The organism is uncultured Campylobacter sp., from assembly GCF_938045775.1.
GTDB lineage: Bacteria > Campylobacterota > Campylobacteria > Campylobacterales > Campylobacteraceae > Campylobacter_B.
Genome location: NZ_CALIBH010000224.1, coordinates 1 through 5467 on the forward strand (window position 1 = coordinate 1; position 5467 = coordinate 5467).

Below are 5467 nucleotides of genomic sequence, written 5' to 3' on the forward strand. Positions count from 1 at the left end.
ATATTAACTAATACTTTTTATCACTTAATATTCGCTCGGTTAGAGTTTGGATATCCAAGCCCAAGCTGCGCTCCACGTCGGCGGTCTTGCCGTGCGGTAAAAAGATATCGGCAAACTCGAAGCTCACGATCTTTACGTCCGAAATTTCATTTTCTTGCAAAAATGCGCTTAAAATTTCACCGACGCCACCCTTTTTGGCGTTATCGCTAAAGACATACCAAATTTTATCTTTGTGAGCTAAACTTCGCAAAAACTCGGCATCCAAAGGCTTTGCAAAGACTAGATCTACGACATCCGCCTCTATCTGCCCCTCCAGCGCCTCAGCCGTTTTATACGCTCTGCCCGCGCCGTTTCCGTAGCCGATCAGCGCCACTCGCGCGCTATCGCTGCGCTTTAGAAACACCGATTTTGCAAGCTCTACTACAGATGCGCCAGTCTCGTCGCAGCCCAAGATAAAGCTTCCGCGCGGATAGCGGATCGCTAAAACCCCTTCGTGCGTGTAGGAATACTCGATGATCCGTTTAAAGCTCGCCTCGTCTCGTGGCGCGCACATACTGACGTTTGGGATCGCGTTTAAGAAGCTCACGTCAAAGACCCCCTCATGCGTCTCGCCGTCCTCGCCCACGATGCCCGCGCGATCCATCGCAAGGACTAAGCTTAAGTTCATAATCGCCGCGTCATGGACGATCTGATCGAACGCGCGCTGCATAAAGGTCGAATATATCGTAACGTACGGCTTAAAACCCTCGCGCGCCATCGCGGCCATCGAACTTAGCGCGTGAGGCTCGGCGATCGCTACGTCCCAGAAGCGGTGGGGAAATTTCTCGATCAGCTTATCCATGCCGGTGCCGCTTGGCATCGCGGCGGTTACGCCCACGACGTTTTCATGCTTGGCGGCTAAGCTTAAAAGCGCTTCGGCGTAAATTTGCGTGGCGCTTTTGGCGGCGGATTTTTTCTTAAATTCTCCGCTTTGAATATCGAAAGGCCCTACGCCGTGCCAGCTCTCCAAATAGCCCTCCGCCTTGTCATAGCCTTTGCCTTTGATCGTCTGAGCGTGCACGACGACGGGTTTGCGCGCGCTTTTTGCCGTCTTTAGCGCCGATATAAGATCCTCTAGATTGTGTCCGTCCACGGGACCGATGTAATCAAGCCCAAGCTCCTCAAAATACATCCCCGGAATGATAAGCTTTAAGGAATTTTCAAAGCGCTTTGCCATATATGTCGCGCTTTGCGGAGCGTGAGAGAGCAGCTCTCTTACGTGGGATTTAAATTTTTGATATGTCTCGCCCGCCATCGCTTGGCTTAGGTATTTGCTAAAGGCGCCGATCGGCTTGCTGATGCTCATTTTGTTATCGTTTAGGATTATGATGCAGGGCAAGCGCAGATCGCCTAGCTCGTTCATCGCCTCATAAGTCATGCCGCCGCTCATCGAGCCGTCGCCGATGAGTACGACTGGCACGCGATTTTCGCGCTTTAGGCTTATCGCTTTTGCCGCGCCCACGGCTAAAGAGATCGACGTCGAGGCGTGCCCCGCCACGAAGTAGTCAAATTTGCTCTCGCTAGGCTTCGTGTAGCCGCTAATGCCGCCGAACTGCCTAAGCGAGCCGAACTCCTCCCAGCGGTCCGTTAGAAGCTTGTGCGCGTAGCTTTGGTGGCTTACGTCGAAGATAAACGGATCGCTCGCGGCGTCAAATACGTAGTGCATCGCCACGATGAGCTCGACCGCGCCCATATTTGAGCTTAGATGGCCGCCGTTTTTGCTCACGACTTCGATTATGCGCGCTCTGATCTGCGTGCAGAGCTCCCGTAGCTCCTCTAGGCTTTTATTTTTAATATCCACTCAAAATCTCTCCCAGCGTGCCAAAGACGCGATCGTTTTGCCCCTGTGTGCCGATCGTGATGCGCACGGCGTTTAGCCCGTAGCTTTTTAAATTTCTAATGATGATGCCGCGGCGCAGAAGTCTATCGCAAAGCTCGCTACTATCTATCGGCGGGCTAAGTTTGAACGTGATGAAATTTGCGTAGCTAGGGATAAATTCTAAATTTCGCTCGCGCGCAAAATCCTCGAAGCGGCTCATCTGCGCGGCGTTGTTTTGCAGGCTCTTTTGCACGAAAGCTTCGTCTTTTAGCGCCGCAATCGCCGCTGCGAGGCTAAGCGTCGTGATATTAAAAGGCGGTCGCAGCTTATAAAGCGCGCTTATGATTTGCCGCGGCGCGATACCGTAGCCTACGCGCATACCGCCCAGGCCGTAGACCTTCGAGAAGGTGCCTAGATAGAGTACGTTTTTAAAATTTTGAATTAAAAATTTCGGATCGAGCTTTTTGCGTTCATCTTTAAACGCCGCAAATTCGTTGTACGCAGCATCGATCACTAAAAGCGTATCCTCATCCACGCTTCGAGCGAACTCATACACAGCCTCCGCATCCAAGCACTCGCCAAGCGGGTTGTTCGGCACGCACAAAAAGATGACCGAAATTTCATCCCTGTGCGCGTTATAAATTTTTAAAAGTTCGGCTAGGTCATGCTCCTGCGCGCTCGTTTTGTAAACTTTAGCCTCGCAGTGGCTTGCGTAGATGCCGTACATCGCAAAGGTAACGCCCGCTTGCAGTATCGCGCGGCGCGAATTGAGCTTGGCGTGCAGCGCAAACTCGATAATCTGGTCGCTACCTGCTCCGATGATGATATTTTGCGGCTCCACGCCGAATTTCGAGGCGAGCGCGCCCTTTAGCTCATACATCGAATCATCGGGGTAAAGATGCGCACAGGCGGCATTTTGCACGATTGCATCCTGCACCGCTTCGCTAGTGCCTAAAGGGTTTTCGTTGCTGGCAAGCTTTAACACGTCCTGCTTGCGGATACCAAACTCCCGCACCACAAGCTCGATCGGTTTGCCCGCTTCGTAATTGCTTAGATTTTCTACAAATTCGTTAAATTTCATCACTCCCCTCCGTTTATGTAACTTCCCAGCCAGGTGACTTCGTGGCCGTTTTTCTGTGCGTTTTGCAGCACGCGCGCCACCCGCTCGTCGTCGATATGTCCCTCAAAATCGACATAAAATACGCATTTAAAATCCCTAAGCTTGACAGGGCGGCTTTCTAATTTGGTTAAATTTATACCCTCGTTGCGAAACATCTGTAAAAAGTCCACAAGCCCGCCCGGGCGGTCGTCGGTTTTGGCTAGAATGCTCGTTTTGTTGCGGTCGCTCTTTTGGTTTTTAAAGTCGCTCAGCACGAAAAAGCGCGTGCGGTTGGTGGAGTTGTCCTCGATCTTTTGAAACATCATCGGCACGCCGTAAAGATCAGCGGCGATCTTGGAGCAGATCGCGGCGGAGTGCGGCGTGGTAGCCGCCATCTGCGCAGCAAGCGCGGTAGATTTGGTCGCGGTAAATTTAACGCCGCTAAGGCCGTGATCGTCTAGAAATTTAAGGCACTGATTGTATCCTTGCGGATGCGAGAATATCTGATCCACCGTGCTTACGTCGTCGCAGTGGCTCGCAAAGCAGTGGTGGATATCCATATAAATTTCGGCGACGATCTTGACGCCCTCGTATTTTCGCAAGCAATCAAGCGTTGCTCCCACCGCGCCTTCGGTGTTGTTTTCGATCGGCACGACGCCGTATTTGGCCTCGCCGCTATCAAGCTCCTTAAAGACCGCCTCAATGTTTGAAAGCGGTAGATAGGAGCTTACCGCGCCGAAGCGGCTCTTGGCGGCTTGGTGCGAATAGGTGCCGAAAGGCCCTAAAAACGCGACGATCTGCGGCTTTTCCAAATTTCGTGAGACCGAGAAAATTTCAAAAAATATCGCCTCGATCGCCTCTTTGCTTAAATTTCGCGCCTTTCCGCCGTCCAGCCTACTGATGATCGAGCGCTCGCGCTCCGGGCGGTAGATCGCGCTGCCCGCGGTCTGCTTCAGCTCGCCGATCTTTTTGACGAACCCCATGCGCTCGTCGATAAGGCGCAAAATTTCATCATCCAGCCTGTCGATACAAACGCGCAGATCATCGATGTTTTGCATCACAACCCTCCTTTTGCTCGCCCCTAAATTTCGATTTTAAAAATTTCACGCCGCCACTCTTGCCGCAGGCTTTGAAATTCTTACCGCGCGATCTTAGAATTTCATCGCTTGCGATTGCCGAGCCGCAACTTCCGCGCGATAAGAATGCGCAATAAAATTCGTCGCGGCGGGATCTAAAATTTAAAGAGCCGCGATTAAAATTTAAAACAAGGCTTCGTTCTGGCGTTAAATTTAGAGGCACATTTTGTTCGGATTTGAAATTTAAAGCAGGGGCGCATCCTGGCTTGGAATTTAAAGCGACGGTGCGTTTAAAATTTAAGACCGTGCTTGCTGCTGCGTTAAAATTTAAAGCCGCTGCGCGTTCGGATTTGAAATTTAAGATCGCGCCCTGTTTTGGACGGCTCGCCGCGCGGATCATACGAGATCCTTTTCGAGCGCGATTAGATCATCAAAGCTCTCGCGCTTTCTAATCAGGCGGTCCTGTCCGTCGTAAACCGCGACCTCGGCGGCGCGACAGCGGGTGTTGTAGTTGCTCGACATCGAAAAGCCGTAGGCGCCGGCGCTTTTGATCGCGAGCAGATCGCCGCTTTTTAGGCTAGGCAGGCTAACGCCTTTGGCCAAAAAATCGCCGCTTTCGCATATCGGGCCCACGACGTCGCAGAGGCTAGCTGCGGCCAAATTTACGCCACCCAAAATTTTTTCATCCGCGCAAGAGCCGTTTATTTGATCCGAGCCCCTGCCGCCTAAATTTACTTCGCTAGCGCCAGCTTCGTCTAAATTTATACTCTCCAAAGCGCTAACGATCTCGATGGCGTGGTGCGCGCCGTAGAGGCTCGGGCGTATGAGATCGTTCATCGCGCCGTCAACGATGACGAAGCGCTTGCCGCAGTTTTGTTTTTCGTAAAGCACGCGGGTAAGAAATACCCCCGCAGCTCCCGTGATGAAGCGCCCCGGCTCGCACACGATCGTGACATCTAGACCGCTTAGGCTCTTTAAAATTCCTTGCGCGTAGTCGTAGAGCACGATCTGTTTTTCATCCTCGTAGCGGATGCCGATTCCGCCGCCCACGTCGAAAAATTTTATATCGATCTCAAGGGCTCGCAGCTCTCGCAGCAGATCGCTTACGATCTTTGCCGCGTCGCAGATCGGAGAGATGTCCGTAAGCTGGCTGCCGATGTGAAAGTGGATGCCGACGGGATTTAAAAATTTGCTCTTTTTGGCGTAGATATACATCTTGCGCGCAGTCTCGATACTGACGCCGAATTTGTTCTCATTTAGCCCCGTGGAGATGTAGGGGTGGGTCTTGGCATCAACGTTTGGATTTACGCGGATGCTGATGCGAGCGGGCTTATTTAGCTTTTGCGCGATTTGCTCGAGGCGCAGCATCTCGGCTTCGCTTTCTAAATTTATCAGCAAGATGTCCGACTTTAGCGCAAATTCTAGCTCGCTATC

5 protein-coding genes are annotated in these 5467 nt (G+C 51.9%); all 5 read right to left on the reverse strand.

Annotated features, from left to right (window positions below; translation table 11 throughout):
• Window positions 1-7: 7 nt before the first annotated feature.
• Window positions 8-1840: a 1-deoxy-D-xylulose-5-phosphate synthase gene (gene dxs, locus Q0238_RS08955; protein WP_297945291.1), complete on the reverse strand. Its 1833-nt coding sequence runs from the start codon at window positions 1838-1840 to the stop codon at window positions 8-10.
• Window positions 1830-2939, reverse strand: coding sequence for a histidinol-phosphate transaminase (hisC, locus tag Q0238_RS08960; RefSeq protein ID WP_297945294.1), 1110 nt, complete (start codon window positions 2937-2939; stop codon window positions 1830-1832). Before hisC ends, dxs begins: the two co-directional genes overlap by 11 nt.
• Window positions 2939-4015, reverse strand: coding sequence for a prephenate dehydratase (gene pheA, locus Q0238_RS08965; RefSeq protein ID WP_297945304.1), 1077 nt, complete (start codon window positions 4013-4015; stop codon window positions 2939-2941). Before pheA ends, hisC begins: the two co-directional genes overlap by 1 nt.
• Window positions 3999-4433 carry a hypothetical protein gene (locus tag Q0238_RS08970; RefSeq protein ID WP_297945297.1) on the reverse strand — a complete coding sequence of 145 codons (435 nt, stop codon included), beginning with the start codon at window positions 4431-4433 and terminating at the stop codon, window positions 3999-4001. Before Q0238_RS08970 ends, pheA begins: the two co-directional genes overlap by 17 nt.
• Window positions 4430-5467 (reverse strand): diaminopimelate decarboxylase (locus tag Q0238_RS08975; protein ID WP_297945300.1); only part of this gene is annotated, 1038 nt, incomplete at its 5' end. The genes Q0238_RS08970 and Q0238_RS08975, both read right to left, overlap by 4 nt.

Excerpts from the sequence above, each read along its gene's own strand:
- hisC (WP_297945294.1), bottom strand. The coding sequence starts at position 2,939 with ATGAAATTTAACGAATTTGTAGAAAATCTAAGCAATTACGAAGCGGGC.
- pheA (WP_297945304.1), bottom strand. The coding sequence starts at position 4,015 with ATGCAAAACATCGATGATCTGCGCGTTTGTATCGACAGGCTGGATGAT.
- Q0238_RS08970 (WP_297945297.1), bottom strand. The coding sequence starts at position 4,433 with ATGATCCGCGCGGCGAGCCGTCCAAAACAGGGCGCGATCTTAAATTTC.